Annotated in this window: 14 protein-coding genes and 3 pseudogenes; 8 read left to right on the top strand and 9 right to left on the bottom strand. The window is 70.6% G+C overall.

What is annotated here, in order from left to right:
- Window positions 1-15: 15 nt before the first annotated feature.
- Window positions 16-9,669: a polymorphic toxin-type HINT domain-containing protein gene (locus ACSURM_RS05030; RefSeq protein WP_436953736.1), complete on the top strand. Its 9,654-nt coding sequence runs from the start codon at window positions 16-18 to the stop codon at window positions 9,667-9,669.
- Window positions 9,669-10,178 carry an SUKH-3 domain-containing protein gene (locus ACSURM_RS05025; protein WP_436953735.1) on the top strand — a complete coding sequence of 170 codons (510 nt, stop codon included), beginning with the start codon at window positions 9,669-9,671 and terminating at the stop codon, window positions 10,176-10,178. The genes ACSURM_RS05030 and ACSURM_RS05025 overlap by 1 nt, the downstream gene beginning before the upstream one ends.
- 136 nt (window positions 10,179-10,314) lie before the next feature.
- Here the strand turns inward: ACSURM_RS05025 and ACSURM_RS05020 are convergent.
- The 4 genes and pseudogenes from ACSURM_RS05020 to ACSURM_RS05005 all read right to left on the bottom strand — a co-directional run.
- Window positions 10,315-11,473, bottom strand: a pseudogene (locus ACSURM_RS05020) (site-specific integrase); the annotation flags it as partial.
- Window positions 11,473-11,700, bottom strand: a complete 228-nt coding sequence (locus ACSURM_RS05015) for a helix-turn-helix domain-containing protein (RefSeq protein WP_436953734.1) — start codon at window positions 11,698-11,700, stop codon at window positions 11,473-11,475. The gene ACSURM_RS05015 and the pseudogene ACSURM_RS05020, both read right to left, overlap by 1 nt.
- Window positions 11,697-12,501: pseudogene (locus ACSURM_RS05010) on the bottom strand (replication initiator). Before ACSURM_RS05010 ends, ACSURM_RS05015 begins: the two are co-directional and overlap by 4 nt.
- Window positions 12,502-12,650: 149 nt before the next feature.
- Window positions 12,651-13,145: a hypothetical protein gene (locus ACSURM_RS05005; protein WP_436953733.1), complete on the bottom strand. Its 495-nt coding sequence runs from the start codon at window positions 13,143-13,145 to the stop codon at window positions 12,651-12,653.
- A 195-nt stretch (window positions 13,146-13,340) separates the two neighbouring features.
- Between ACSURM_RS05005 and ACSURM_RS05000 the strand changes: the two genes are divergently transcribed.
- Window positions 13,341-14,576 carry an IS701 family transposase gene (locus ACSURM_RS05000; RefSeq protein ID WP_436953732.1) on the top strand — a complete coding sequence of 412 codons (1,236 nt, stop codon included), beginning with the start codon at window positions 13,341-13,343 and terminating at the stop codon, window positions 14,574-14,576.
- Between the two features lie 148 nt (window positions 14,577-14,724).
- On the opposite strand, the gene ACSURM_RS04995 is transcribed toward ACSURM_RS05000, so the two are convergent.
- Window positions 14,725-15,650, bottom strand: a protein-coding gene (locus ACSURM_RS04995; RefSeq protein WP_436952712.1) for an IS5 family transposase whose coding sequence is annotated in 2 segments (ribosomal slippage) — window positions 14,725-15,270 and window positions 15,273-15,650 — 924 coding nt in all. Because the reading frame shifts where the segments join, the coding sequence is not laid out codon by codon here.
- Window positions 15,651-15,759: 109 nt separating this feature from the next.
- On the opposite strand from ACSURM_RS04995, the gene ACSURM_RS04990 reads away from it, so the two are divergent.
- A complete protein-coding gene (locus ACSURM_RS04990; protein WP_436953732.1) occupies window positions 15,760-16,995 on the top strand; it encodes an IS701 family transposase in 1,236 nt (411 codons plus the stop codon).
- A 124-nt stretch (window positions 16,996-17,119) separates the two neighbouring features.
- Here the strand turns inward: ACSURM_RS04990 and ACSURM_RS04985 are convergent.
- Window positions 17,120-17,338, bottom strand: a pseudogene (locus ACSURM_RS04985) (DUF2637 domain-containing protein); the annotation flags it as partial.
- Window positions 17,339-17,808: 470 nt separating this feature from the next.
- Between ACSURM_RS04985 and ACSURM_RS04980 the strand changes: the two are divergent.
- Together ACSURM_RS04980 and ACSURM_RS04975 are read left to right on the top strand one after the other, a co-directional pair.
- A complete protein-coding gene (locus ACSURM_RS04980) occupies window positions 17,809-18,435 on the top strand; it encodes a hypothetical protein (protein ID WP_436953731.1) in 627 nt (208 codons plus the stop codon).
- A gap of 195 nt (window positions 18,436-18,630) precedes the next feature.
- On the top strand, window positions 18,631-20,832 hold the full coding sequence (locus tag ACSURM_RS04975; protein ID WP_436953730.1) for an endonuclease: 2,202 nt from the start codon (window positions 18,631-18,633) through the stop codon (window positions 20,830-20,832).
- 88 nt (window positions 20,833-20,920) lie between these two features.
- On the opposite strand, the gene ACSURM_RS04970 is transcribed toward ACSURM_RS04975, so the two are convergent.
- Both ACSURM_RS04970 and ACSURM_RS04965 read right to left on the bottom strand, forming a co-directional pair.
- On the bottom strand, window positions 20,921-21,163 hold the full coding sequence (locus tag ACSURM_RS04970) for a hypothetical protein (RefSeq protein ID WP_436953729.1): 243 nt from the start codon (window positions 21,161-21,163) through the stop codon (window positions 20,921-20,923).
- Window positions 21,160-22,479 carry a S8 family serine peptidase gene (locus ACSURM_RS04965; protein ID WP_436953728.1) on the bottom strand — a complete coding sequence of 440 codons (1,320 nt, stop codon included), beginning with the start codon at window positions 22,477-22,479 and terminating at the stop codon, window positions 21,160-21,162. The genes ACSURM_RS04970 and ACSURM_RS04965 overlap by 4 nt, the downstream gene beginning before the upstream one ends.
- Window positions 22,480-22,913: 434 nt before the next feature.
- Here ACSURM_RS04965 and ACSURM_RS04960 point away from each other — a divergent pair, with 434 nt between their 5' ends.
- Both ACSURM_RS04960 and ACSURM_RS04955 read left to right on the top strand, forming a co-directional pair.
- Complete coding sequence (locus ACSURM_RS04960; RefSeq protein ID WP_436953727.1) at window positions 22,914-23,537, top strand: lasso peptide biosynthesis B2 protein; 624 nt, start codon at window positions 22,914-22,916, stop codon at window positions 23,535-23,537.
- A gap of 49 nt (window positions 23,538-23,586) precedes the next feature.
- Window positions 23,587-25,356, top strand: a complete 1,770-nt coding sequence (locus ACSURM_RS04955) for an asparagine synthase-related protein (RefSeq protein ID WP_436953726.1) — start codon at window positions 23,587-23,589, stop codon at window positions 25,354-25,356.
- Here ACSURM_RS04955 and ACSURM_RS04950 read toward each other — a convergent pair.
- Window positions 25,343-26,638 carry a hypothetical protein gene (locus ACSURM_RS04950; RefSeq protein ID WP_436953725.1) on the bottom strand — a complete coding sequence of 432 codons (1,296 nt, stop codon included), beginning with the start codon at window positions 26,636-26,638 and terminating at the stop codon, window positions 25,343-25,345. The genes ACSURM_RS04955 and ACSURM_RS04950 overlap by 14 nt on opposite strands.
- Window positions 26,639-26,928 lie beyond the last annotated feature (290 nt).

Raw genomic sequence — 26,928 nt, 5'->3', positions numbered from 1 at the left:
TTCCTGCCGGCCAGGATGCTGCGCAGCCGGTGGGGCAGAGCCGTCGCGCTCGCCATGGTGGCGGTCATGGCCATGGGAGCGCTCGCCGTCGCCGACGGGGGGCTCCTGCTCTTCCCGGCGGACCCGGCCCCGGCCAAGGGCCCCGCCCAGCGGTGGGGCAGCGCCGAGGGGCTCGGTCACCTCGTGGGCGGCAGGACCAACGACGACGCGCCGCGGTCCCTGCGGGCCAAGTACCCCTTGAAGGGCTCATCCGCCGCCCGGCCCGTGGTGCGGAAGAACAAGGCCGAGGTGACCACGCCGCCGCCCGCACGGGTCAAGGGCTTCGACCGCGGGACGAGCAAGGAGATCGTCGAGCGGCGGGACGCCCACAGCCGGACGTTCGCCAACAGCGACGGCACCCGTACCACCGAGATCTCCACCAGCGCCCTCAACTACCGCGACCGGCAGGGCGACTGGCGAGGCATCGACAGTTCCCTCACCGAGACCGGCGACGGCGGTGGCTGGGCCAACACCGCCGACTCGGTGGCCGTCCGCTTCGCGGGCCGGGCCGACGCCGAGGTGCTGGCCTCCGTCACCCTGCCGTCCGGCGAGTCCTTCGGGTACGGGCTGAGCGGCGCCGCACCGGTGGCGGGACACGCGGACGGTACCCGCGCCGCCTACGCGCAGGTGCTTCCCGGGACCGACCTCTGGCTGGACGCACAGGCCGGCGGGGCCAAGGAGACCCTCGTCCTGAAGTCCGACACCGCCCCGAACAGCTTCGTCTTCCCGCTCCACCTGAAGGGCCTGACCGCCCAAGCCCGTGGCGAATCGATTCTTCTGACCGACGCCGAGGGCCGCACCCGCGCCGTCGTCCCGGCCGGCTTCATGGAGGACGCCGCCCGGTCCGTCTCCCACGCCGTCTCCTACGAACTCATCGAAGGGCAGGACGGCGGCCAGGCACTGAAGGTGACCGCCGACCGGGAGTGGCTCGCCGACCCGGCCCGGGCCTACCCCGTCCGCATCGACCCCTCCATCGACACCACGTCCGCCTCCACCGCCATGACGGCCGGCGGCTCCGTCACCGGCGCCAAGGAACTCCAGGTCGGCAAGGGACCGAACGGTGCCACGGCCGCTTACCTCGGCTTCCCCGGACTCGACGAGGAGCTCAAGTACCACCAGATCTTCGGGGTGCAGCTCCAGGTCGTGAACTACGACTCGGCCTCCTGCAAGCCCCGTTCCGTCTCCGTCCACCCCGTGACCGAGTCCTGGACCTCGGGCACCACCACCGCCTACCCCGGCCCCGCAGTCGGCGGCGCCCTCGCCTCGAAGTCCTTCGCCTACGGCCACATCGGCCTGGGCCAGTCGGCGTCCGCCTGCCCCACCGCCGGTGAGCTGTTCGACCTCGGCAAGGGCGGCCGGGACCTGGTGCAGCGCTGGGTCAACGGCACCCAGGCCAACCACGGCCTGTCCCTGCGCGCCTCGGCCACCGACCCGCTCGCGTTCAAGAAGTTCACCGGCCCCGGCACGGCCAACCCGCCCAAGCTGTACGTCACGCACTCCCCGTACAACGCGTCCTACAGCTTCCCCAAGCCCGTCCCCGACCCGCCGGTGCTGCAGAACCAGGCCGGCCGGGTCAAGGTGGCCGTCACCAACAAGGGCGCCGAGACCTGGACGCCCGCCACCTACTACCTCGCCTACCGCGCCTACGACAAGAAGGGCAAGCTGGTCACGCAGCAGCGTGCGGGCGGCCTCACCGGCAATGTGGCCCACGGCGCCAAGGCGACGGTCGACGCCACCATCAAGGCCCTGCCGCCGGGCGTCTACATGCTCGACTTCACGATGGTGCGCCAGGGCGGCAAGGTCTTCACCGACGAGCAGGTGCCGCCGGGCCGGCTGACCATCCAGGTCTTCGACATCGCGCCGGTGGTCAAGGAGCAGTTCCCGCCCAACGGCTACCAGGCCCAGACGCTGACCCCGCAGCTGTGGGCGGCCGGCGTCGACATCGACGCGCCCGCCGGGTCCTCGCTCCAGTACAAGTTCGAGATCTGCGAGGCGGACAAGGACGGCAAACCGATCGCCTGCACGACCTCCGCCTACCAGACCGGATCGGCCTACCCGGTGCCCTCCGGCCGGCTGAAGTGGGGCAAAACCTATCTGTGGCGCGGCTTCGTCAAGGACGCGTCCAACGAGGTCCCCACCCAGCAGGTGGCCCTGGTCGCCACCGTTCCGCAGCCCGAGATCACCTCGCGGCTCTCCCGGGCGCAGGGCAAGGAGTACGACCCGAACGTCGGCAACTACACCGCGAGCGCCACCGGCGCCTCCCTTGCCGGCGTCGGTCCCGACCTGACCCTCATCCGCACGTACAACAGCCTCGACCCGAGGCGCGACCTCGCCTTCGGCGCCGGCTGGACCACCCGCTTCGACATGCGGCTCACCCCGGACGACGACGGCAGCGGCAACGTCGTCATCCGCTACCCCGACGGCCAGGACGTCCGCTTCGGCAAGAACGCGGACGGCACCTACGCCCCGCCGCCCGGGCGTTTCGCCAAGCTGACCTTCGACTCCACGGCCGGCACCTACAAGCTCCAGGACAAGTCCGGCACGACGTACGACTTCAGCACGAGCGGTCTGCTCGCCAGGATCACCGACGCCTACTCCAACCCGGTCACCTACACCTACAGCGCCGGCAAGCTCGTCACCGCGACGAACACCCGCACCGCGCGCTCGCTGACCTTCACCTGGACCGGCGCGCACGTCACCAGGGTCCAGACCACCGCGGTCGACGGCGCCCCGCTCACCTGGACGTACAGCTACACCGGCGACCTGCTGGACAAGGTCTGCGACCCGCTGAACGGCTGCACCCAGTACACCTACGGCACCGGCAGCCACTACGCCACCACCGTGCTCGACTCCCGCCCCGAGTCCTACTGGCGCCTGGGCGAGGAGGAGGGCGCCGCGGCGAACAGCGCCAACGAGGCCAACCTCGGCAAGGACCGCGGCACCTATCAGAACGTCACCCTGAAGGCCGTCGGCGCGATCGGCGGCGACCCCGGCACCGCCGCGTCCTTCAACGGCAACACCTCACGCGTCGACCTGCCCGCCGGCACGCTGAAGAAGAGCCGTGACGCGGCGGTGGAGGTGTGGTTCAAGACCATCTCCAGCGGCATCGGCGGTCCGCTCGTCGGCTACCAGGACAAGGCCTGGGGCACCACCCCCGGCACCGGAGCCCCCCTGCTGTACGTCGGCACCGACGGCAAGCTCCGCGGCCAGTTCTGGACCGGCACGGCCGGGCCGGTCACCGACATCACCAAGAACGTCAACGACGGCCTGTGGCACCACGCCGTGCTGTCGCTGTCCGGCTCCACCCAGAGCCTCTACCTGGACGGCAAGCTCTCCGGGACCCTCACCGGCAAGCAGCCGCTGCAGAACAACCTCACCCACAACCAGATCGGCGCCGCCCACGCCACCACCCCCGCCTCCTGGCCGGGCTGGGGCTCCACCGCCGCCAAGTCCTTCGCGGGCACCATCGACGACGTCGCCGTCTACCACCACCCGCTGGGCACGGCGGCCGTCACCGCCCACTACCGCGAGGGCAGCCGCACCGCCGACGTCCTGACGAAGACGACGCTGCCGAGCGGCCGCACCGCCTCCGAGGTCCAGTACGACACCGCCCGCGACCGCGTCCGGGAGTACACCGACCGCAACGGCGGCACCTGGCGGATCGGGACGCCCGCGGTCTTCGGTAACAACAAGGACCTGCGCCGCACCGTCGAGGTGCGCGACCCGATGGACGCCCCGTACTTCTACGAGTACGACGGGCTGTCGTCGCGGCTGCTGCGCTACGGCGAGCCGATGGCGCTCGGCGCCCGGGAGCCCGTCACCGACGCCCCGTCCCCGTCACCGACCGACCCCGGCCAGGTCTGCACCCAGCCCGACCCGAACGACCCCGACTTCTGCACGACTCCGCCCGGCCAGGGCGGCGACGGACCGGACTTCATCCGCTACCCCGTCGACGGCGTCGCCATCCGCTCCTTCACCTACGACGACAACGGCTTCCAGACCGGGATCACCAGCGAGAACGGCGACAAGGTCACCCTCGGCTACGACGACCGGGGCAACGTCACCAGCCGGACGACCTGCCGCGCGGCCGGCGACTGCCAGACCTCGTACACCACCTACCCGACGACGACCGGCGACCTCGACCTGCGGGCCGACCAGCCCGCCGAGACCCGCGACGGCCGCTCCACCGGCCCCACCGACAACCGCTACCTCACCAAGTACACGTACAACACCAGCGGTGCGCTGCTCACCCAGACGGCGCCCGACGGCGGCACGGCCAGGAACACATACACGACCGGCGCCGAGGCGGCCATAGGCGGCGGCAACACGCCCACCGGCCTGCCGCTCACCACCGCCGATCCGCGAGGGAAGATCACCCGCTACCAGTACTACAAGAACGGCGACCTGGCCTGGGTCACCGAGCCGTCCGGCCGCGTCACCAAGTACACCTACGACGCGCTGGGCCGCAAGCTCACCGAGACCGTCGTCACGGACGCCCAGCCGGACGGCACGACGTCCGCCTTCACCTATGACAAGCTCTCCCGGGTCCGCACCCTGACCGACCCCCCGGCGACCAACGCCGTCACCTCGGGCAGGCACCAGCAGCGGACCACCACGGACTACGACGCCGACGGCAACGTGGTGCGCACCGAGATCAGCGACCTGCTGGGCGGTGACGCCACCCGCGTGATGACCTTCGGCCTCGACGACCACGGCCGCCCGGAACTGATCACCGACGCGGAGGGCAACGAGACCGCGTACACCTACGACGTCTTCGGCAACAAGACCTCGACGGTGGACGCGAACGGCAACCACTTCGACTACCTCTACACCGCGCGCAACATGCTGGCCGAGACCCGGCTGCGCGACTGGGACGACGACGGCGGTGACGACGACTACACCGTCCTGCAGTCGTACGCCTACGACATGGCCGGCCGGCTCGTCCGGCACACGGACTCGATGGGCCGCTCGCTGGTCTACCAGTACTACGGCGACGACCTGGTCAAGTCGATCACGCTCAAGGACTTCCACGACCCCGACGGCACCAAGCGCGACATCCTCGTGGAATCCGACACCTACGACGGCGCCGGCAACGTCCTGACCGAGACCACCGCCAACGGCACGCTCGTCACCGCCTACACCTACGACCTGGTCGGCCGGGTGAAGTCCGAGGTCATGGACCCCAGCGGGCTGGCCCGCCGCACGACGTACACCTACGACCTCGCCGGCAACGTGCTGACGACGGCCTCCAGCGGCTCCCCGTCCAACGTGCCCTGGCCGGTGAGCGTCAGCGGTGACTCGGTGCGCTACCAGTACGACGACGCGGGCAACGTCGTGCACGAGACGGTCGAGAACGGCACCGACTCGCGTACCACCGACTACTCCTACGACCAGCGCGGGCTCGCCACCTCCAAGACGGACCCGGCGGGCAACAGGACCGAGTACGGCTACGACGAACTGGGCCGGCCGGTCTCCGTCACCGCGCCCTCCGTCCTGACCGAGTCCGGCGGCGCCGCGCCCACCACCAACCGGCCCACCACCTTCACCGGTTACGACACCTTCGGCGCGGTCACCGAGTCGGTCGACGCCCTCGGGAATCTCAACCGCACCGCCTACGACCGGCTGGGCCGCCCGGTCACCCAGACCGCGCCCGCCTACACCGCGCCGGGCTCCACCGAGACCGTCGCCCCGACCGTCACCCACACCTACGACGCGCTCGGCAACGTCACCGAGAGCACCGACCCGCTCGGCCGTGTGACCCGGTTCCGCTACGACCGCCAGAACCGGCTCACCGTGAAGGACGTCCCCGTCGGCACGGGCGACGAGCGCGGCCAGTGGACGTACACCTACACCCGCACCGGCGAGATCCTGTCGGTCACCGACCCCGGCGGCGCCCGCGCCGAGACGACCTACGACGACCTGGACCGCCCGGTCACCACCACGCGGATCGAACGCAGGCCCCGGCCCGGCGCCTTCACCACCCGTAACGAGTACGACGACGCGGGCAACGTGGTGCGGCAGATCGCACCGAGCGGCGCCGACAGCCGGTTCACCTACGACCGCCTCGGCCAGCTGACCCGGATGGAGGAGCCCGGCGGCATCGTCACCCGGCTCGGCTACGACGCCGATGGCCGCGAGGTCCGCCGCACCGACGGCATGGGCCGCACCTCGGCGAAGATCTACGACCAGCTCGGGCAGCTCGTCCAGGACCAGGACCTGGACCCGGCGGGCAACCTGCTGCGCAAGGTCGGCTACAGCTACGACAAGGCGGGCAACCTGGTCGCGTCGACCAACCCGCTGAACCGGACGACGACTTACACCTACGACGCCCTCAACCGGCTGACCGGCCAGACCGAGCCGGTCTCCGACACCAAGTCCATCACCACGTCCTTCGGTTACGACGCCCTCGGCAACCGCACCCGCTACACGGACGGCCGCGGCAACTCCACGGTCTACACGTTCAATTCGCTCGGTCTCGCCGAATCGGTGATCGAACCGGCCACCGACCGCGACCCGGCACCGGGGGCCCGCACCTGGACCACCGCCTACGACGCCGTCGGCAAGCCCGTGAAGGCCACCGCCCCGGGCGGTGTGGTCCGCGAGCGCGCCTACGACAAGGCGGGGCAGCTCGTCCGCGAGACCGGCACGGGCGCCGAAGCGGCCACCGCCGAACGGCAGTTCCAGTACGACGCGGCGGGCCGGCTGACCAAGGCGTCCTCCCCGAAGGGCGACAACACCTACGAGTACGACGACCGGGGCGCGCTGCTGAAGGCGACCGGCCCGCTCGGCGACGCCACGTACGAGTACGACAGCGACGGCCGGCTCATCAGCCGCACCGACGCGGCCGGAACCGCGCTCTTCGGCTACGCCGGCCGGCAGCTGGCCTCGGCGACCGACCCGCTCACCGGTGTGCGGCAGACCTACACCTACGACGGCGCCGGCGCGCTCGAGAAGGTCGACTACGGCGCGGGCCAGTCCCGTGGGTTCACCTACGACGACCTGGGCCGCCTCGACACCGACACACTCAAGAACAGCGCCGGGCAGACGATGGCGTCGGCCGACTACGGCTATGACGACGACGACCGGCTGACGTCCAAGACCACGGCCGGCACCGCGAAGGCCGGGACCAGCACCTACGGCTACGACCAGGCAGGGCGCCTCACCTCCTGGACGGACGGCGGCACGACGACGGCGTACGGCTGGGACGACAGCGGCAACCGCGTGAAGAACGGCGACAGGACCGCCGCCTTCGACGAGCGCAACCGGCTGCTGTCCGACGGCGACTACACCTACGACTACACGGCACGCGGCACCCTCGCGTCGCGCACCAGCTCCGGACTGAAGGAGGACTTCACCTTCGACGCCTTCGACCGGCTGGTGAAGGCGGGCGAGTCCGGCACGGAGTACACCTACGACTCGCTGGACCGGATCGCGTCCCGCAACGGTGTGGACTTCTCCTACGCGGGCTTCGCACCCGACCCGGTCAAGGACCAGACCGCCACGTACGGCCGTGGCGCGGCGGACGAACTCCTCTCGGTCGCCGAGGGCGGCGGCCCGGCCCGGCTGACGCTGGAGGACAAGCACGGCGACGTCGTCGGCAGCATGTCCGCCGCGGACGGCGCGGCCGCCACCCTGGACGAGTCCACCGCCTTCGACCCGTTCGGCCAGGTGCTCGGCACGACCGGCACCGGCGGTACGGCCGGCAACATGGGGTACCAGGGTGACTGGACCGACCCGGACACCGACCAGGTCAACATGCAGTCCCGCTGGTACGACCCGGGCACCGGCACCTTCGACTCCCGGGACTCCTATCTCTACGCCTCCGGCGCCTCCATCCTGGCCAACCGCTACACCTACGGCGCCGGCGCCCCGCTGGACCACACGGACCCGGACGGCCACTGGCCGAGCTGCGACTGGTGCAGCAAGGCCGTGTCCTGGACGGGCAAGAAGATCCGCCAGGGCGCGAGCTGGACGGGCAAGAAGATCCGGCAGGGGAAGAATTACGTCGTCAAGACGGCCAAGTCCGTCTGGCACGGCGTGCAGTGGGCGTGGAACAACCCGCGAGCGGCGTTCAAGCGGGCCCTGAACTACGTCGGCAAGGCCGCCAGTTGGGTGTACCGCAAGTCGGGCCTGAAGACGGTCGTCGACGCCACGGTCAACACGGTCAAGTGGGTCGGGCAGAAGACCGGCGTCACCCAGTGGGCCCGTGAGAAGGCGAGACAGGCCATCAGGGTCGCCTACCAGGCCAAGGTCTACGTCACCCAGAAGGCCAGGCAGGCGGCCTCCTTCGCGGCCCGGCACAATCCGATCCCGGCGATCGTCGCGGCCACCAAGCCGCTGATCGCCGTCGGCAAGGCGATCGTCACGGCCGACCCGAACCTGCCGGCGATCATCGTCGGCGCGGCCGTCCAGGTGGTCGCCGACGCGGCCAAGGCCGCGGACGCCATCCGCGACGAGGTCGTCAGACAGGTCGGCAGCGTCGTGGAGACCGTCTCGGACGCGGTCGACTGGGGCGAGGTCTGGGACGACGTCAAGACGGTCGGCAACTTCGTCGGCGACGTCACCGGCTTCAACGACATCAAGGACTGTGTCACCACGGGCGACATGGAGTCCTGCGCCTGGGCGGCGGCGACCGTGGGCGGCATCGTCCTCGGCGGCGCCGGCGCGGCGGCGGTCCGGGCGGCGAAGGCCGGACGGATGACGACGAAGGCGGCGAAGTACGCGGACCAGATCGCGAAGGCGGCGGACAAGGGCAAGAAGGTCCTCGACGAGGCCGAGTCGATCGGCGAGTGCGTCTCCACCGCCCGGGACGTCGCCTCTCTCGCCAGCGGCAACAGCTTCGTACCCGGTACGGAAGTCGTGATGGCCGACGGCAGCCGGAAACCGATCGAGGAGGTGAAGGAGGGCGACGAGGTCCTCGCCACCGACCCGACGACCGGGAGGACCTCCAAGGAGAAGGTCACCGACACGATCGTGGGCGAGGGTGCGAAGAACCTCGTCAAGGTCACGATCGACACGGACGGCGACCGGGGCCGGGCGACGGACACCATCACGGCCACCGAGGGCCACCCCTTCTGGGTCCCGGACCTGAAGAAGTGGCTGAAGGCCGGAGACCTGCGCCCCGGCGAGTGGCTCCGCACCGGCTCGGGCACCCAGGTCAAAATAGAAGCGGTCACGGCCTGGACCCAGCAAGCAGCGGTCTACAACCTGACGGTCGACAGGGCCCACACGTACTATGTGCTGGCGGGGGCTACGCCGGTCCTGGTGCACAACTGTGACCTCGGGGACTACGCCGACAGTGTTCGCAACGAACCTGGGGTGAAGTTTGCCTCCGAGTACACATCGCCTTCAGGCGCGAAGTACTACGGCCGCAATAAGCACGGCCAGCAGGCAGAAGGGTCGTTGGCGGATGCACTGGAACGGACAGGTCACCATGGAGGGTGCGCGGAGGTGCACTGTCTAATTCAGGCGCAGGCGGCGGAGGGGCCCGAGGCCATCAGGGGTGGAACCATGCAAACGGTAAGGACACGGAATAACTCCATGCCGACATCTAATACGGATGGGCATGGTGAACCGGCTCACCCCTGCGGCCGTTGTGGCAGACTGCTGGAAGACCTGGAGATCAACTGATGTCCCTGATTCGCTTCGACTCGCTCAGCGAGAACTTGCTTGGGACGCTTGTTGCGTCCGGATGGAGCTCAGGCAGGAAGGTTGACACAGGTCAATGGGTGGAGCCGCTGGAGAGTGAAGGGTACCGGTCTCACCCATTGGCAGAGGAAATCCTCGCGGCGATGGGAGGGCTCTCAATCGAGCCGGTCAATCGAGTCGGCCCGAACTTCAGTAATGACGAGCCTTACACGTTCGATCCCATCGCCGCTGGATCAGGACAGCGTGATCTAGCAACAGAGGTGGAGAGTGTTCTCGGTGGTGATTATTTCCCCATCGGTGAATGGCTCAGTTATTCAAGCGTGTTCGTCGAAGCTGGGGGAAGGGTGGTCGCTGCTGGCATGGGTTGGATTTGGGAGCTTGGTTCCACCTTTGAAAACTCCCTGGAGTTGGCAGTCTGCGCGAATCGCCCACTGATCTGTCTGCACTCCGATACGGGACTCGATCCTTGGCCGAGACCTGATTCTCGTTAGTGAATTTCGGCCGCGTAGAGCTTCGTCTGACGGGGCTTCTGGCACGGTTGACGGCAGTAGTTGACGGCAACGGCGGCGGACACCTGGGTGTCCGCCGCCGTTGCCGTACGTATGTCGGGGCGGTCGAGGGCGCGGCCAAGGGGTCGATGACATCGCGCTGGAGGCGGAGTCGGACGTGGGCGTAGACGGTGGCGGTGACGCCGATGTGGCCGTGGAGTGTCTGAGGTTGTGGAAGCGGATGCGGCGGAGGCCGGCCTCGCGCAGGAGCGTGGTGAAGGCGCGGGTGAGGTTGGTCGGGTCGATCGCTCTGCCCTGCGCGGTGGCGAACACGTGGCCGCTATTCTGCCATTTGGTGCCTGCGGCTTCCCGTTCGCGCTGCTGCTGCTCGTGGTGGTGCTTCAGCGAGTGGAGGCAGCGGGTGGAAAGGGCGATGCGGCGTTCGGAGGCACGGGTCTTGGTGGGCAACGTGGTGAGTCCGCCGGTGCTGGTGCGCTGCAATGTGCGGCGGACGGCAGCGGTGCCCCGATCAAGGTCGAGATCTTCCCAGCGCGGGCCGAGGAGTTCGCCCTTACGGAGTCCGGTGTGAAGGGCTAGTTCGAACAGGGCATGGAGCCGGTGACCCTGGGCCGTGGTGAGGAGTCGGCGGGCTTCATCGGTGGTGAGGGGTTCGAAGCGTCGGAGCCGTAGGGTGCCGGTGCGGACGTTGCGGGCGACGTTGCGCGGGATTTTCTCTTCGCGGACGGCGTGCTCCAGGGCGGACTTGAGTACGGAGTGGATGTAGGTCAGGGTTAGTGGAGAGAGCCGCTTGGAGCAGCATGATCCGGTGGCGCAGCAACGGGGCTCATCACGCCGGGCATCGATGCCGCGATGCGCTGCATTGGCAGGTGGTGCGGAGCTGGTTGAGCCAGGTTTGGACGTCCTTGGCGGTGAGCTTGGTGAGCTTCTTCTTGCCCAGGCCGGGGATCAGGGCGGTCGACGCAGGCGGCGTAGCGCGTGTGGGTGTTCTCCCGGAGGTGGTAAACGGCGACGTTCTCCAGCCAGTACGTCAGGTACGCGGCCACGCCGCCCTGCGCGGAGGGCGAGGGGAGGCCGCGGTTGCTGGCGGCGATCTTCTCCGTGAGCTTGGCCAGGGCGTTTTTGCGGGTAGTGCCTTAGACGCGGACGCGGCGGCGGGTGTTGCCCTGTGCGAGGACGCATCCGGCGGCTTCCCATCGGCCATCCTTTCGCTGGTAGATGGTTCCGTTGCCGTTGGCGCGCACACGGCGGGAGGCGGGAGTGTCTCGGGGAGTGGTCATCAGGCGGCGGCTTCCTGTTCGAGGCGGGTGCGGATGCAGTCGGTGAAGGCGTGGGCGGGGATGCGGAGGGCGCGGCCGAGGGTGATCGAGGCGAGCTGGCGGGTTCGGAGCAGGTCGTAGACGGCGAAGCGGCCGAGCTGGAGGCGGGCCATGACCTGGGGCCCGGTCAGCAGCTCTTCCGGCGTACTCAGTCCCTGCCGGGTCAGGGCGGGTTCCTGTGCGTTCATCCGCAGCCCCCTTCGGCGATGAACCGGCGTTCCAGCTCTCTGCGGTGCCAGACGGCGGCTGCCAGGAGCGCGGCGCCGGGGCTATAGCCCGAGCCGAGGTAGGCCCAATGGCCGACGACGAGGGTGGTGTCCAGGTCGGGCTCGGGCAGGCCGGCGTGGGAGCGGGCCTGTTCGGTGCGCCAGGCGCGGCGTGCGGCGCGTAGCGCGCCGAGGGTGGTGGAATAGCGGCGGGACTTGGTGGAGAAGTGGCCGCGGAAGCCGAGCATGTGTGCCCTCTTCCAGAGCTTGAGGTGGGCGAATTCGGGTAGCCTGCCGAGTTCCCAGCAGGTGCGGATCATCTGCCGCACGTGCTGCGCGACGGCGAGCTGGGGCAGTAGGCGGGCCTGTCCGGTGCCGTCGCATGCGGTGCAGGGGAGCGGGGCGCCGTTGGGCAGGAGGGTGGCGCCGCGTCCCTGGCAGGGGCGGCAGAACAGGGCGCGGTCGAGGGTGCCGGAGGCGTCGACGGACTTGGTGGCGTACTTGGTCACGTAGCCGGGAGCAGGCCGGGCAGCGGGAGGCGCGGCGGTTGCCGCACGTGGTGAGCAGGCTGCCGGTGGGCTCGGCGGAGGAGGTGTAGGAGCGCAGTACCTCACCGGTCGTGGTGTCGACGGTGGCGGCGCGGCCGGTCAGGTGGACGGGTTTGGTGCAGCCGCTGAGGTGTTCAAGCTGCTGCCGTGCGCGGTCGAAGTCGCGGTGGTTGACGAGCTGGAGCAGGTCCCGCACGGCGGGGCTTGCCACGTGACGCAGGTCAAGGATGACCATCCGGGGCGTGTCCCTTCTGTTCGGGCAGGTGATCCCGAGCAGCAACCAGCCGGATCTGGAGGCGTGTTGGTGCTACTCGAGGCATGCCGGACCAGGCCCAGAGGCGGGCGTGGGTTCTGCGAGGGGATGTGGACGGTGGGGGCCGGTGCTCAGAGCTGAGCGAGTGCGGTGGTGGCCACCGGCAGGGCGATGCCCATGCGTGTGCCCAGGTGGGCGGCGGTGATCGGTGTTCCGTGCTCGGCGCGGTGGGTGTCCGCGATGCGCCGGGCCGCGTCCAGCAGGGCGGCCGGAAGGGCAGGGCCGGAAGCGGGTCGGCCCGTCGTGGTGACGGCGACCGGCGGAGCGGCAGCCGGAGCGGGCTCCAGCTCCTCGGTCATGGCGGCGGCGATCTGCGGGGCGGGAGTCGGGGGTGCCGACTCGGGCGATGGAGCGATGTCGGGCACCGGATCGGCGGCAAGAGCGGCGGCGGTGGCCTCCAGGCGCGGGTTGGGGCGGGTGAGGGCGTGGAACTGGGCGAGGAAGGCGGCGCCGAGGTGGCCCCAGCCGAGGAGCAGGAGCGGGGCGACGGTGTCCAGGCAGGCCCGTCCGTAGCGTCCGGCCAACAGCGGTTCGGCGGTGTGCAGCGCGAGGTGAGCAGGCCGCACAGGTGCAGCAGCCGGGCGTCGGCCTTCAGCTCCGCCTTGGAGACGCCGCGCAGAGCGAGGGAGCGCAGGGCGACCAGGAGCCCGACGACGGACAGGTCGACCATGGGGGCGATCAGCGGCGCGATCGGGTGGGGGACGCCTAGTAGTGCTTCGTTACGTTGAGTGATCACGGCTGATGGTGGGCAGCTTCCTGGAGTGAGGTTGGGGGAAGTGGAACGGCTCCGGGGCGAGTTGGCGGAGTTCGTTGCCGATGTGTTCGGGTCGTTTCCGCGGCGGGATCAGCGGCGGTGGGGCGAGTGCTATCTGCGAGGCTTGATGCTCGATGGCCGGCGCAAGTCCATCCAGCCGATGGCCGAGCGTCTGCCGGACGGGAACATGCAGGCCCTGCAGCAGTTCGTGAACCAGTCGCCGTGGGATCCCTTACCGGTGAGGCGGCGGATCGCCGAGCGGTTGTGCGAGGCCATCCGCCCTGAGGTGTGGGTGATCGACGACGTGTCGTTCCCCAAGTGCGGCACCGCGTCGGTGGGTGTGGCCCGCCAGTACTGCGGAGCGGTCGGCAAACGGGCGAACTGCCAGGTCGCGGTCAGTGTCCATGCCGCCACCGACACCGCCTCATGCCCGCTGCAGTGGCAGTTGTATCTGCCGCGTGAGTGGACGGACGAGCCGGACCGGTGCCGCAGGGCAGGAGTCCCCGACGACGTGGTGCACCGGGAGAAGTGGCGTCTGGCGCTCGGCCTTTTGGACACGCTCGCCCAGTGGCAGTTGAAGGCGCCGGTCGTGGTCGCCGACGCCGGCTACGGCGTCAGTACCCCGTTCCGGCTCGGCCTCCAGGCGCGAGGGCTGTCCTATGTCCTGGCCCTGAACGGGAAGGAAGTCGCTCACTTGGAGGATGCCGAGCCGCACCAGCCTGCTTATGGCGGGCTCGGACCACCCACCCTTCCCCGCTACCGCACCCCACCGCGAGCCGTCTGCGTCCTCGCCGCGCAGGCGGGTGCCAAGCAGTTCACCGAGGTGACCTGGAGGCAGGGCAGCAAAGGCGCGATGACCTCACGGTTCGCGGTGCTGACCGTGCGGCCCGCGGGCAAGCAGTCCCTGGCCGCAGCTCAGGAGGCCGGCGGCGGCCGCAACCAGTGGGACGGCGTCCTGCCCGTCCAGACACTCCTCATCGAATGGCCGGACGGCCAGGACACCCCGACGGACTACTGGATATCGAACCTGCCCGCCACCACACCAGTCGCTGACCTGGTGCGGTGGGCCAAGATGCGCTGGCGGATCGAGCACGATTACCGCGAGCTCAAGCACGGCCTCGGACTGGACCATTTCGAGGGCCGCACCTGGCGCGGCTGGCACCATCACGTCACCCTCGTCACCGCCGCACAAGCCTTCCTCACCCTCAGGCGGCACGACCCAAAAGCCCGCATACCGGCCTGACCCTCTACCAGGTCCTCGACGCTCTTCAGGACCTGCTGAGGTGCTGGACCGGTACCTGCGCCACCTGCGGACGACCCCTGCCCAGCCCTCGGAGAAGCCGCAGACAGCCCAGAACCTAACGAAGCACTACTAGGACTTGTCCGGGCGATCAAGTTCGCAGCCAGATGATCAGGGCTGCCGCTGTGGCGGTGCCGAGGAAGACGTACCCGCGTTTGTCGTAGCGGGTGGCGACTGCCCGGGACTGCTTCAGCCGGTTGATCGCCCGCTCGACCGTGTTGCGTTTCTTGTAGCGGTCTTCGTCGAAGCCGGGTGGCCGTCCGCCACGCGAGCCCTTTCGCAGGCGGGCGGCCTGGCTGTCGGTCTTCTCGGGGATCGTGTGGCGGATGCCCCGCCGTCGCAGGTACTCGCGGCAGGGTCCGTTGCTGTAAGCCTTGTCGGCCGCCAGGCTGTCGGGTTTCTTGCGCGGCCTGCCCGGTCCGGTCCGGGGGACGCGGATCTTTTCAAGGACCGGCTTGAACTGGGTGCAGTCCGCCCTCTGCCCGCCGGTGACCACCACAGACAACGGGCGGCAGCGACCGTCCGCGCTCAGGTGGAGCTTGCTGGTGAACCCGCCCCGCGAGCGCCCCAGGCCCTCACCTCCAGCACCACCTCCACCAGGCGGGCGAGCAGGCTCTGCCACGGCGTTTCGCCCTGGTGTTCCATCTCTTCGGCCCCCTTTGACGCCGGCGGCGGCTCGGTCCGGGCGCCGGCCGCGTGCTGATGAGCACGCACGATGGTGGAGTCCACCGCGATGTCCCAGTCGATCTCACCCGCCGCGTCGGCCGCGGCCTGGACCTGCTGGAGCAGACGCTCCCAGGTGCCGTCGGCCGACCACAGCCGGTGGCGTTCGTAGACGGTCTTCCACGGCCCGAACCGTTCGGGCAGGTCACGCCACTGCACCCCGGTCCGCACCCGATGCAGAATCCCGTCGATCACCTGCCGGTGGTCCCGCCACCTGCCACAACGCCTGTTACTGACCGGCAGGAACGGCCGCAGCCGTTCCCACTCGGCATCCGTCAGATCACCCCGCCCCATGTCCACATCAACGACCCGAGCGCAAAGTAGTCACATGATCGGCCGGACAAGTCCTAGTAGTGCTTCGTTACGTTGAGTGATCACGGCTGATGGTGGGCAGCTTCCTGGAGTGAGGTTGGGGGAAGTGGAACGGCTCCGGGGCGAGTTGGCGGAGTTCGTTGCCGATGTGTTCGGGTCGTTTCCGCGGCGGGATCAGCGGCGGTGGGGCGAGTGCTATCTGCGAGGCTTGATGCTCGATGGCCGGCGCAAGTCCATCCAGCCGATGGCCGAGCGTCTGCCGGACGGGAACATGCAGGCCCTGCAGCAGTTCGTGAACCAGTCGCCGTGGGATCCCTTACCGGTGAGGCGGCGGATCGCCGAGCGGTTGTGCGAGGCCATCCGCCCTGAGGTGTGGGTGATCGACGACGTGTCGTTCCCCAAGTGCGGCACCGCGTCGGTGGGTGTGGCCCGCCAGTACTGCGGAGCGGTCGGCAAACGGGCGAACTGCCAGGTCGCGGTCAGTGTCCATGCCGCCACCGACACCGCCTCATGCCCGCTGCAGTGGCAGTTGTATCTGCCGCGTGAGTGGACGGACGAGCCGGACCGGTGCCGCAGGGCAGGAGTCCCCGACGACGTGGTGCACCGGGAGAAGTGGCGTCTGGCGCTCGGCCTTTTGGACACGCTCGCCCAGTGGCAGTTGAAGGCGCCGGTCGTGGTCGCCGACGCCGGCTACGGCGTCAGTACCCCGTTCCGGCTCGGCCTCCAGGCGCGAGGGCTGTCCTATGTCCTGGCCCTGAACGGGAAGGAAGTCGCTCACTTGGAGGATGCCGAGCCGCACCAGCCTGCTTATGGCGGGCTCGGACCACCCACCCTTCCCCGCTACCGCACCCCACCGCGAGCCGTCTGCGTCCTCGCCGCGCAGGCGGGTGCCAAGCAGTTCACCGAGGTGACCTGGAGGCAGGGCAGCAAAGGCGCGATGACCTCACGGTTCGCGGTGCTGACCGTGCGGCCCGCGGGCAAGCAGTCCCTGGCCGCAGCTCAGGAGGCCGGCGGCGGCCGCAACCAGTGGGACGGCGTCCTGCCCGTCCAGACACTCCTCATCGAATGGCCGGACGGCCAGGACACCCCGACGGACTACTGGATATCGAACCTGCCCGCCACCACACCAGTCGCTGACCTGGTGCGGTGGGCCAAGATGCGCTGGCGGATCGAGCACGATTACCGCGAGCTCAAGCACGGCCTCGGACTGGACCATTTCGAGGGCCGCACCTGGCGCGGCTGGCACCATCACGTCACCCTCGTCACCGCCGCACAAGCCTTCCTCACCCTCAGGCGGCACGACCCAAAAGCCCGCATACCGGCCTGACCCTCTACCAGGTCCTCGACGCTCTTCAGGACCTGCTGAGGTGCTGGACCGGTACCTGCGCCACCTGCGGACGACCCCTGCCCAGCCCTCGGAGAAGCCGCAGACAGCCCAGAACCTAACGAAGCACTACTAGTCGCAGGGCGAGTGCCCAGACGTTGCCGAAGGAGAAGACGAAGGCCAGGGCCGTGATGACCGCCATGACCACGGTCACGGTGCGCCGGGTGAACCGTTCCTCCGCTATGTCCTCAACCTCCTTTCCGGTGTGGGCTTTCGGGGCTACTTGACGAGCGACGGCCGGGGTGCCGTGGTACGGCCGGTCGAGGAGAGGAGGGCGTCCAGGCACAGGTCCGGATCGGCGGTCAGGTGCGAGGTGGCTTCGGCGACGCGGGCGGCGTCGGCGCGTCGACGGCCTGACGCTGGAGGAGGAGTCGCGCGTGGGCGGAGACGCCGGCGGTGACGCCGATGCGGGCGTGGAGGAGACTAGGCTCGCTGTCGTCTTTTTGGGGCAGTGCACCGCCCGGATCATCCCTCGGACCTGCCGGGCGGCACGGGCTGCGGCTGTCGACAGGCGTGGTGCCACCGGGTCACCTATGGTGGGAGGCGGTGAGCCGATGGGGGCTCTCCCGATCGGGGGCACTCGGTGCGCAGTTGCGAGGGCGCCCCGCCCCGTGGGGCCGTGAGTACACCGGCCACCTCACCCGTCCCCGGCGCATTCCGCCGACCACTCCTCCCGACCGGCACCTCGGTGGAATCGATCGCGCCGTCCAGGACGGCTCGCGGGAGTGCGTAGGCGCATCGACGAACGGAGGGACCATGGCAGCAATCCGCCTGACCCTGACCCTGAAGGCCCTGTTGTGTACGGCCGTCGCCCTGTTGGTGGCCGCCGTCTGGACGCAGCCGGCGAGCGCGTGGACCTGGGCCAAAGGGGTGACCGTGTACAACGGGCCCGGCCTGTGCGTCCGCGGTGACGCGGGGATCGACCACAAGCGGCCCGGGGTGATGTCCAACAACCTCGCGTACTCCCAGACCTACGCGCTCACCCAAGGGTGCGGCACCGGTCTGTCCCGGCCCGACGGCTGGGCCGCCACGCGGGCCACCGTCTACCACTGGAACGGCTCCGCCTGGACGGTGTGCCGTGCCAGCAACTGGAAGTACGGCGCGACGGGCCAGACGGGGGGTCAGTTCCCCGGACCCTGGGGGCCTGGGCTGGTGTTCGACTGGGGCGGGTGGCAGTCCTGCGGTCAGGGCTACTACGGCACGCTCGCCGCGGCCTACGTCTGGGACGGCTCCGCATGGCGTGGCGGCGGCGTCTGGTCGGGCTACGAGTACGCCTCGCCCACCAGCTTCCACGGCGCCCGGGAGAAGGCGCCCGAGCTCGCTCCCTCCCAGCGCATCGCGCCGCCCACCGTCCACCCGAAGAAGCGCGAGCGGGCTCGCTGACACCAGGAGCACACCGCGTCTCCCACGTGCCCGGCGGATCCATGAGGACCGCCGGGCACTGCCGCTGCCCGCCCCGTTGGTTGACCAGGTGACTTTTGAAACGGTGACCATCCGCCCGTGACCCCCGTACGAGAAGAAATCACCGGTGACCGGTGGACACAATGGGGGAGGGGAGCGGAGCGAGGGAGACCTTCGATGATCACCGTGGAACACGTTCCCCAGGCGGAAACGGATTACCTGGCCCAGCTGGAGAAGGCCGCGAAACGCTTCGGCGCCCGGTCCCCGCAGCGGGAGGAGACTCTCCAGACCCTCGCGACCCGGGGCGTGCTGTACGCCGACGACCCCGGTCGGGTCCAGAAGCGGCTGGCGCGGCTGAACGCCGACTGGTCGCTCGCCAAGACGATCGAACAGATACCGACGCAACCCGCCACGACGACCGGCAGCACGTTGTCGCTGTCACCGGACGCGTTCGGCGCCGACCTCCTCGGCCTGGAACGCCTCATGGGACGCAACAACCTCACCGGAGTGGCCTTCCTGGAGGGAGGGTACCTGGCCGCCCGGTCGATCGGCCGGGTCTCCGTCCGCACACCGGAGGGCGGACATCACGGCACCGGTTTCCTGGTGTCGCCGTCCCTCCTCCTCACCAACAACCACGTACTGCGCGGCCCGGAGGAAGCGGGTCACGCCGTCGTCGCGTTCGATTTCCAGGCGGGCGTGGACGGGCGCCCCCTGGTCCCGGTGACCTTCCGCATCGACCCCCACGGTTTCTTCGCCACCGACCGCGAGCTGGACTTCACCGTCGTCGCGGTGGCCGAACGCGACCAGGAGGGCGCGCGGCTCGCCGACTTCGGCTGGCTGCCGCTGGACGGCGCCCAAGGGAAGGTCATCCTCGGGGAGTTCGTCAACATCGTCCAGCACCCCAACGGCGAACCCAAGCAACTCGCCCTGCGCGAGAACCAGATCGTCGACCTGCTGGACCGGTTCGTCCACTACGTGACCGACACCGCGCCGGGCTCCTCCGGGTCCCCCGTCTTCAACGACCAGTGGGAAGTCGTCGCGCTGCACCACTCGGCCGTACCGGAGACCGGTCCCGACGGCCTGCCCCTGGCCACCGACGGAACCCCCTGGCGGCCGGGGATGGGCGAGCACCGGCTCGCGTGGAAGGCCAACGAAGGAGTGCGCGTCAGCAGCGTGCTGCAAGCGCTGAGCCGGCTCACGCTGACCGGGAACGCGGCCCGGCTGCGCGACGAGCTGTTCCGGCCGCCGGACCGGCCGCGCCCCGAGGGCGTGACGCCGACGCCGGCGCAGCCGGGGCCGGGCGGACTCCCGCCGGACGGTTCCGCACCGTCCGCCTCCGGTACCACCGTCGGCATCACCGTGCCGCTCCGGATCACCGTGGGCGTCGACGCGCCGGCGCCCGGACAGCGCGGCCCCGACCGGCTCGCCGGTCCCCGGGTGACCGCGGTGACCGCCGACGGCACCGCTCCCGCCCGGCCGGGGCGGGCGGCGGGAAGCTCCGCCGTCGCCGACGCCGTCGCGCGGGACCTGGACGCGGCCCTGCTCAACCTCCGGCTCGGGGAGGCGCGCGCCTACTACGACCGCGACGACGACCTCGCCGCCCGGGACGCCTACTACGCGCACGTCGACGCCGACTCGTACGGGGAGCCGCTGCGCCAGGCGCTGACCGCCCTGCTGGAGGACACCCACGGGCCGCGCCCCTCCTACAGACCGGCGCGCATGCTCTACCCGTGGGTCGACCTCCACCCCGACCGCCTCCTGCGCAGCGTCTACTCGGGGAAGACCTTCACCGCGGAGGAACTCATCCGTGCCGACGCCGCCGCCGAGGCGTCCCGGCTGCGGAGCATGCAGGAGTTCCTGCTGCGGGAGAGCACGGCGAGCGCGGACGAGTTCGCCGCGGAACTGGACGCCCTGGAGGCGTCGTTGCCGTTCAACTGCGAGCACGTCGTCCCGCAGTCCTGGTTCGCCAAGCGCGAGCCCATGCGCGGTGACCTGCACCATCTGTTCGCGTGCGAGCCGGCGTGCAACAGCTTCCGCGGCAACTACCCCTACATGGACTTCCCCGGCTTCGAGGAGGCCGTGCGGGACGACTGCGGCATGCGCGAGAAGAGCGGGTTCGAACCGGAGCACAGCAAGGGAGCCGTCGCCAGAGCCACCCTGTACTTCCTGCTGCGGTACCCCGGCCTCGTCGGGGACAGGGCGCGGGAGTTCCCCGAGGAGCGGCTGTCCATCCTCCTGGACTGGCACGAGAACGAACCCGTGACCGAGTACGAGTCGCACCGCAACGCGGCCATCGCCGGGATACAGGGGAACCGCAACCCCCTGATAGACCACCCCGAGTGGGCCCGGAGCATCGACTTCTCCGGCGTCTGGCCCTGAAAGATCGGATGAAGGACCGGAAGAAGGACCGGAAGGCCCTCAGCGGCCTTCCGGTCCGGGTCGTCATCGGTCACGGCGGTCCCGGTCGTCACCGGTCCGGCGGCTCGGGCGGTGGCAGGCGGATCGCGCGGGCCCGTTCGACGGCGTCCACGCCCTCCACCGCCCGCAGCAGCGGAATCCGGTCCTCCGCGATGGTGCCGGCGGCCGTGCCGAGGAGCGGCTGCTCACTCGTCACGCTGAGTCCGACGGCCCGCGCCGCACCGATCGTCTCGGCGAACCGTCCGGGATCGTCGACGGACAGGATGACGTCCACCCGCGGGGATTCGGTCACGGAGTCTGTCCCAGACCCGCACCGACGCTCGCGGGGGGCTGCGCCAGCCGGTACGCGCCGGAGAGCAGGCGCTTCTTCAGGTCGGCCGCCGTGGCCTCCGGTGCCCCTTGCGCGAGCAGCGCGACGATACCCGCGATGTGCGGGGTGGCCATGCTGGTCCCGCTGATCGTGTTGTAGACCTGGGGCATCGGCCAGGCGGACCGCACATCGACCCCGGGGGCCGCGATGTTGATCTCGGCACCGACGAGACCTTGGCCCCGGCAGGAGAACGGCGCCACGTCCAGCGCCTTGCCCAGAGCCGCGACGGCCAGGATCGAGGGGCAGTTGGCCGGGTGGTTGACCGGCCCGCCGTCGTTGCCCGCCGCCGCGACGATCAGCGTGCCCGCGGTGATGACCCGCTTGGCGAGGCTCTCGAAGACCGGTGAGAACAACTGCCCCAGGCTGACCGGGGCGCCGAGTGACATGGAGATCACCTTCGCACCCTGGGAGAGCGCCCAGGCGATCCCCGCGAGGATCTGACCGTCGCTCCCGCTGCCCTGGTTGCTGAGCACCTTGCCCGCCAGGATCTGCGCCTCGGGGGCGACGCCGTAGCGCGGCCCGTGCTGCGGCTCCGCCGGCCCCGCCGCCGTGCCGACGCAGTGGGTGCCGTGGCCGTTGCCGTCCTGCACGGACTGCCCCGGCACGAAGGAGGCGGTTCCGGTGATGTGCGCGGCGAGATCGGGGTGTCCGGTGTCCACTCCGGTGTCGAGCACCGCCACCCTGACGCCCTGCCCCGTCAAGGCGGAGTGGTTGGCCCGTACCGCTTGCAGGCCCCACGTGTGCTCGGTCTCGTCCCAGGCCGGGCCCAGCGAGACGGCCATCGCCGCCGTGGTGTGCCGCTCCAGGACGTCCTCGTCGCTGCGGTACGTGGGGTAGTACCCCTTCACCTCCCGTATTCGGTCCGTGATCGTGGAGATGTAGACCAGCCGCTCGGGCTCCGCGGCGATGACCGCCGGTTCCTCCTGAGCCGCCGTCACCAGCGCCTCGCGCTGGTCCGGTGCCACGTCGACGACGGCGACGCCCAGCTCCGGGAAGAGCGCGTTCACATCCGGCGCCTCGAAGACGCGCACGGCGTTCTCCGCCTCGGCACCGCGCACCGGTTCCGCGCTCGTGATGCCGGCCTGGGAGCGCAGCGCCGCCATGCCGCGCTCCTCTTCCTCGCAGTCGAGAAGTACGAGGTACTTCCCCGTGTAGGCGTTCTCACGCTTGAGGACGCCCTGGTCGTAGAGTCCGAACTGCCCGTCGCCCCCACGGCGGTCGAATGATTCGTTCGTCATGGTGTCTCCGCTCCGACTCCCCCCGCGCATACGGTGACCGCCCCGCCGCACGCCCGAGACACCTTCGGCGAGCGGATGCCGCGCGTTCGGCCGTACGGTGAGTCGGCGCGTCCGAGCCTGGCTGTGTCGCCTTTCTTCCACCCTCGTGCCGGCCACGGCCGCACGCAACTCGTCCGGAGCGTTCCCGTGCCCAGCTCCGGGCAGGGCGGCCCGGTTGCGGGGCATTCCGGGCGTAGTAGCCTGAAATCGCCCGGCACTGCCCGACCTGGAGGTAGGCCATGCTTCTCCGACTTCTGCGGCGCCGCCTGCCGTGCGGACTCGTCCTTCTGGGCAACGGCAGCCTGATCCGGGGCTTCAGCGGCAGCATGTACGACGGTCACGGCTACCTGTCCTGACCTGGTCGACGCGGCGGCCCCGACCCTGGAGGACGACTGGTGGCGGAGGATACCGACGCGTTGCTGGCCGTGAGCCGGCTGCTCTCACCGCATTGCAGGGTCACCAGGCTGTCCGACGGAGTCCTGATCGCCGACTGGAAGCGGACCCGTTTCCTCGGGATGACGACGGCGGACCTGCGGGAATTCACCGACGCGGGCTCCGGGAAACGCGGCGAACTCGTCACCGGCCTGGTCCGTGCGGGCTGTGTGCGAAGCCGCGGGAAACGATGTCCGGACGCCTCGGTCGGGCGGTGGCTGCGCGGCGTCCACCTGCTGATCAAGGTCTTCGGGTTCGGACGGGTCCTGCGGCTCCTCCCCGTGGTCGCCCCCGCGTACGCCCGCGCGGACCCCGCCCCGGCCGAAGAGGTCGCCCGGCTGAAGCGGGCCGTGCGGTCGTACGGCCGCGGCAGCTGGCTCGTCGACGACGACTGCAAGACCGAGGCCGTGACCGCCTTCGTCCTGCTGCGCCGGCAGGGCCTGGAGGCGGTGCTCCACGTCGGCGTGCGCGAGCGCCCGTTCGCCCTGCACACCTGGACGGCCGCGGCCGGGGTGTGCATCCCCGACGCGGCCCCGCGCGGCCACGCGTTCGCCCCGGTGCTCACCATCGACGGCGGAGGGCGGTGACGTGCGGGCCCTCCTCCTTCAGTGGGCCGATGGCGCACCGAGGCTGTCGGTGTCCGAGGCCCTGGCCGGGCGGGGACTGGTGACGACGGTGGCCTCCCCGGCCGGCACCGCGGCGGTCGTCGGCTGGACCGGTTCCCTCCGGGACCGTACGGCGGGCGCGCGCCGCCTGCTCGACGCCTTCGCCCGGCCGGGGCCCCGGCCGCGGCTGCCGCCCGGCGACTACGCGGCCGTCCTGGTGTGCCGCGACCGCGTCCTGCTGATCAGGGACGGGCAGGCACGCGTCCCCCTGTTCTTCCGGGAGCACGGCGGCCGGGTGGACGCGGTCAGCACCTCGGCGCGCCGCCTGGGCGAGGGGGCGGAGCTGGAACGCCGCTACTTCTGCCGGTACCTGACCGGTGCCGCCGCGCAACCGCACTGGGGAACCACCCCGTTCCACGGGGTGCGCCGGGTCCTCGGCGGCGAGGTGGTGGAGCTCTCGCCCACCGGCCGGATACGCGGCCGCGCACCGCGAGGCGCCCGCCGGGCGGACGATCCGCCGGCACCGGAAGCGGACCCCCTCGACCTCGGCGCCGCCGCGCGGGACCTGCGCCGCGCGCTGGAACACGCCGTCGCGCGCCGGCTGGGCGGGGTCACGGCCTGCCACGTCTCCGGCGGCACCGACTCCACCAGCGTCGCCCTGCTCGCCGCCCGTCTGCTGGCCGCCGCACCGGACGACCCCGGAGACCTCGTCCTGCTCGCCGGGCGCTTCGCCGCCGGGGAACTGGCCGGCGAGCGGCCGTACGTGGACGAGGCGGTGGAAGGGGTCCGTCTGCACGCGCCCGGCGTCCGCCTGGTGGGCGTCGACGCCGACGACGTGTCCGACTTCGACGACTTCGAGCACCACGCCGGGGACGCCGACGAGCCGTATGCCCACGCCTTCCGGGCGCCGTTCTGGAGCAGGCTGCACGGCGCCGCGGCGGGACTCGGCTGTGACGTGCTCCTGACCGGCTGCGGGGCCGACCCGGTCGCGGACGCCAACCCGCTGCACCTGCACAGGCTGGCCCGCACGGGACGGCTGCGGCAGCTGACGCGGCAGGCGCGGGCCTGGGCCGCGGGCGGTGAGCGGGGCCTGCGGGACGTCGTGATCGCCAACGTCGTACGGCCGGCCCTGCCGCTGGCGACCGAACGGGCCGCCCTGGCCCTGAGCGGCCGGGCGACCGTACTCGGCGGCGTAGGCGGCTTCTCCCGCCCCCCATGGCTGCGGCGCGGCTTCGCGCGGGCGCACGGTTACCGTGAGGCCGGCGCCGCCGAGGCCCGTTTCGTGTACGGGCGCCGGCCGGAGGAGTCCCTCTACGACGCCGCCAACTACCTGGCCGCGCCCGACCCGCTGTCCTGGAGCCGCGCGCGGCAGGACGGTTTCCTCCTCTCGCACCCCTTCCTCGACCCGGAGGTCATCACCGCGATGCGCCGCCTGCCCGCCGGGGCGGCGTTTCGCCCGGGCCGTCCGAAAGCGGTACTGCGCGAGGCGATGGCGGATCTGCTCCCGGAGCGGATCCGCGGCCGGACCGCCAAGATCCCCTTCGACCAGTTGTACGCGCGCGGGCTGCGGACACACGGCGACGACCTCGTCGGCCTCTGCCGCTCCGCGCGGCATCCGCTGGTCACGGAGATGTTCGACGTGGAGACGCTCTGCCGGGCCGTGCGGGAGGCCCGCCTCGGCCTGGGCGACGCCCACGCCTGCGACCGGTTGAACAGCGCCCTCGCCCTCGTGGTGTGGCTGGAAGGACTCGGCCGGCGCGACCCCACGGACGACGCGACCGTGCCGGTCACCGCTTCTTGATGTCCCACAGCGTCTGCTCGTACGGCCCCGTCGCCGCCCTCCCGATCCCGTACCGCGCCACCAGCTCGCGGCTCTCCGCCGCGGACAGGACACGGGCCTCGTCGCCCTGGCGCGCGATGTTCTCCATCAGGTCCACGCCGTGCGTGCCGAAGCGCCAGTAGACGGTGACCCAGCGGGGATCGCGGGTGTGTTCGTCGAGCGCGTTGTTCTCGTACACCCTGCCGCGGTAGACGACGGCGTCGAGCCCCCCTTGCGTCACCCAGCCCGGCACGTCGACACCGGTCCAGGAGTAGCCCATCCGCTGCAGCGTGTCGAGGCCGAGCCGGTCCTTGCGCGCGAAGCTCGCGGTGGCGTAGAAGGTCAGCTGGTCGTACGGGGTGTCCATGGGCAGTTGTACGACGGTCTGGGTGACGATCTTCTCGCCCGGCTCGATCCACTGCCCGGTGGACAGCCACGGCTGTGCCGCCAGCAACTGGCCGCGCTGGTGGATCTCCCGCCGGGAGAGCGGGTGCAGCTCCTGGTCGGCCTTGCTCCACTGCTCGGCGTCGTCGCGCCACTGCTCGTGCAGCCGGTCCTTCGCGCTCAGCGGCACCTTCTCGCCCATGGTGTGGAACTCGGTGCCGAGCATGTAGAAACCCACGTCGGCGTGGTTCTCCAGCTTGATGTCGACCGGCACGGCGAACGCCTTCCGGTCCGGGCGGACCACGGCCTTCCCCACCGACATGGCGATGAGCGGCTTGGCCCCGCGCTGGGACGGCTGGAAGAGGTGCTCGTAGCCGAAGTTGGCCGCCGCGAGCGCCGCGGAGGCGATCACCGCCGCCGCCAGCCGCCGGGGGCCGGGGATGGAGATCCTCGACCGGTACACCAGGACGACCGCGCACACGGAACCGGCGGCGAGCAGGCTCCACAACGCCAGATAGAGAGTGCTGTCGCCGTCCTTCCACGTCTCGACCAGCAGCATGAGGTTGGCCACGAGCGCCGCGAACGCGCCGAGCAGCGCGACCGAGCCGGAGTAGGGGAAGCTGTTGTGGAACCAGTAGTCCACCACGGCCCCGGCGCCCAGAAACGTGATGACTCCGAGGAGGGCGAGGGCGGCGCCGGTGATGCGGCCCGGGTAGGTCAGCGCCTCGCTGACGTCCTGGAAGCCGAAGAAGCCCAGCAGCGCCGCCGTCGGGACGAGCACCGCCAGGATCAGGAGCATGACCAGCGGCGAGCGTCCGGTGCTGGTCGGCGTGCGGAGCGCCCTCAGCCATGAGCGGAGGCCGAACCCGTGCGGGGCCATCACACGATCACCTCCGCGGGCAGGCGGTTCGCGACCCGCCGACGGTGACCACGGCCGGGCACACACCCGAGCCGACCCGCGAGGGTCCGCCGGCCGGCCACCCGTCCGCGCCCACCGGACCCGCGGGGCGTCTCCTTCGGCCGTCGTCGGGGCACGCCGGTGACCTCTCGCCGTCTCGGGGCTGGAGCACCATTGTCCGCGGCGCCCGGTCCGCTCACCATCGGGCTGACTCCGGACGGATGAGCCGGTGGCGACGGGCCGCAGGCGGCATCACCGCGTCGTCGGTGGCG

This window comes from Streptomyces sp. SudanB182_2057 (genome assembly GCF_964272715.1).
In the GTDB taxonomy this organism is placed as follows: Bacteria; Actinomycetota; Actinomycetes; order Streptomycetales; family Streptomycetaceae; genus Streptomyces; species Streptomyces rubradiris.
The sequence above is the reverse complement of the archived record's forward strand: the minus strand, read 5'-3'. Positions and strand labels throughout refer to the sequence as shown.

Bases quoted from the DNA above. Each gene is read 5' to 3' on its own strand.
- ACSURM_RS04975 (WP_436953730.1), top strand. From the start codon at position 18,631: ATGATCACCGTGGAACACGTTCCCCAGGCGGAAACGGATTACCTGGCC.
- ACSURM_RS05030 (WP_436953736.1), top strand. From the start codon at position 16: ATGCTGCGCAGCCGGTGGGGCAGAGCCGTCGCGCTCGCCATGGTGGCG.
- ACSURM_RS04950 (WP_436953725.1), bottom strand. From the start codon at position 26,638: ATGGCCCCGCACGGGTTCGGCCTCCGCTCATGGCTGAGGGCGCTCCGC.
- ACSURM_RS05015 (WP_436953734.1), bottom strand. From the start codon at position 11,700: ATGAACGCACAGGAACCCGCCCTGACCCGGCAGGGACTGAGTACGCCG.
- ACSURM_RS05025 (WP_436953735.1), top strand. From the start codon at position 9,669: ATGTCCCTGATTCGCTTCGACTCGCTCAGCGAGAACTTGCTTGGGACG.
- ACSURM_RS04965 (WP_436953728.1), bottom strand. From the start codon at position 22,479: ATGACGAACGAATCATTCGACCGCCGTGGGGGCGACGGGCAGTTCGGA.
- ACSURM_RS04980 (WP_436953731.1), top strand. From the start codon at position 17,809: ATGGCAGCAATCCGCCTGACCCTGACCCTGAAGGCCCTGTTGTGTACG.